The sequence below is a fragment of the aff. Roholtiella sp. LEGE 12411 genome (genome assembly GCF_015206995.1).
Lineage (GTDB): Bacteria > Cyanobacteriota > Cyanobacteriia > Cyanobacteriales > Nostocaceae > Komarekiella.
This window is the reverse complement of sequence record NZ_JADEXR010000332.1, coordinates 1-1,120: the sequence shown is the minus strand read 5'-3', so window position 1 is coordinate 1,120 and position 1,120 is coordinate 1. Positions and strand designations below refer to the sequence as shown.

Here is a 1,120-nt window from a genome sequence, read left to right as displayed (position 1 = left end):
TATTGCTCCCGCCCCAAGAAGTTTTAACCCGCAGCATATTTGACTCGTGGGTCTTGGAAGTAGGCTTTGACGCGCTCGGGGGATTTTTCAATCAACATCATGTGATCGTTGGCCGCTGCGCGTAGTTTTTCTTTCGTACGCACCGGCACGCGCTTTCCCATCTCTTGCTTCAAATCCGCGTTGAGCCTTTCCTCAGGATTGAGATGCGGGCTGTAACTGGGCAGGTAGAACACTTCGATCTTGTCCACGTTCGTAGCCAGCCACGCCTTGACGGGTTTGCTGTGATGCACGCGCAGGTTGTCCAAGATCAGAAACACCTTCTTGCCCGCATCTTTGACCAAGCCTTGCATGAATTCGATCAGCTTGTCCGCGTTGAAGGCCTCGTCAATGATCATCCAGCGTGCTTTGCCTTGGTTGGTCACCGCCGCAATCATCGATAGCTTCTGGCGTGTGCCGCCCACCACCATGGCCACGGGCGTTTTGCCTTTGGGTGCAAAGCAGCGGCCTCTGTTGTCGGTGTTGACCAGCGCTGTCTCATCACCCCAAGCAATCTCTGCGCCTTCGGCCTTGGCTCTGGCCTCTATAGCCGGGTATTGCTCATCAAGCCAGCTTTGCACCGCCTTGGGGCTTTGCTCATAGGCGCGTTTGATGGGCTTTTGCGGGCTAAAGCCCCAGCGCTTTAAGTATTTGCCGGTGCTGCGCTCTGAGATCACCAGCGTCGTCTCGCGCAGAATGAGTTGCGCCACCGCTGCCGTGCTCCACAGGAAGAAATCCATCTTCAACTGCTCGGGGCGTTTGTCGATGATGATTTTTTGAATCTGCTGCTCTTGCTCTGGCGTGAGTCTGCGCCCCGCGCCCAAAGCCCTGCCGCGTGAGGCTGGGCGCAGCGCTTTCCAGCTACACGCCTCATACAGATCAATAGCCTTGCGTACCGTGGGATAGGTCAGCCCCGTCATGTCCACAATCTTCATGATCTTGATGCCTTTGAGATGCAACCTCACGACTTGCTTGCGCCGCTCGTGCAGTTGCTCCAGTGTTTGATCTCTTGCGCTTTCTTTTTCCATTCACGACAGATCAAAAATGATAGCAAAAGTTCAAACTTTATGGGGCGGAATCAATA

At 54.6% G+C, this 1,120-nt stretch carries 1 protein-coding gene; it reads right to left on the bottom strand.

The window, feature by feature from the left end; genetic code table 11:
- Positions 1-23: 23 nt before the first annotated feature.
- Positions 24-1,064: an IS630 family transposase gene (locus tag IQ246_RS29755; RefSeq protein ID WP_194006867.1), complete on the bottom strand. Its 1,041-nt coding sequence runs from the start codon at positions 1,062-1,064 to the stop codon at positions 24-26.
- Positions 1,065-1,120 lie beyond the last annotated feature (56 nt).

Excerpts from the sequence above, each read along its gene's own strand:
- IQ246_RS29755 (WP_194006867.1), bottom strand. The coding sequence starts at position 1,064 with ATGGAAAAAGAAAGCGCAAGAGATCAAACACTGGAGCAACTGCACGAG.